Here is a 957-nt window from a genome sequence, read left to right on the forward strand (position 1 = left end):
GTTTTGTTCCAGTACGATGCCTGCCTGATTGCGGATAACGATTTTCTCGTCAGTACCGATGGTCGCAACAGCATGCAGTGCCAAATCAGCTTCTTTAAACAAGGCTTCTACGGCTGCAACATCTTGTTTGGCAATTTGAATCACTGCGCCCAGCTCTTCATTGAACAATGCACGGATGCTTGCTTCGTTGACATCGGCTTGGTTGGCAACCAGCGAGGTCAAATCCACATTCAAGCCGCAACGTGCAGCAAATGCCATTTCTACCAAAGCGGCAAACAAGCCGCCGTCGCTGCGGTCGTGGTATGCCAAGAGTTTGTCTTCGGCGACAAGCTGTTGAATTATGTTGTAAAACGCTTTCAGACGGCCTGTATCGTCCAAATCAGGTGCATCGCCGGTCATGTTGTTGTAAACCTGACCGAATGCAGAGCCGCCCATACGCGCTTTGCCGTTGCCCAAGTCAACCAGCAGCAATACGCTGTCTTCGACGTTTTTCAACTCAGGCGTAACAGTCTTGCGTACGTCTTCTACTGGAGCAAACGCAGAAATAATCAGGCTCAACGGCGAAACCACGGATTTTTTCTCTTCGCCATCCTGCCACACGGTTTTCATCGACAAACTGTCTTTGCCCACGGGGATGCTCAAATCCAATGCCTGACAGGCTTTAGAAACTGCTTCAACGGTGCGGTAGAGTTTTTCATCTTCGCCCTCGTTGCCGCACGCCGCCATCCAGTTGGCGGAAAGTTTGATGTTGCCGATGTCGCCGATGTTGACCGCCGCGATGTTGGTGATGGCTTCGCCGACGCACATTCTGCCCGAGGCGGGCGCGTCAAACAGGGCGACGGTCGGTTTTTCGCCCATAGACATCGCTTCGCCGCGATAGGTGTTGAAGCCCATCATGGTAACGGCGCAATCGGCTACGGGGGTTTGGTATTTGCCGACCATTTGGTCGCGGTGGGT

At 52.9% G+C, this 957-nt stretch carries 1 protein-coding gene; it reads right to left on the reverse strand.

Annotated elements, in window-relative coordinates:
* Positions 1-957 (reverse strand): AIR synthase-related protein (locus ACTHUR_RS12245; RefSeq protein WP_440398746.1); only part of this gene is annotated, 957 nt, incomplete at both ends.

The organism is Neisseria sp. P0021.S007, assembly GCF_051956855.1.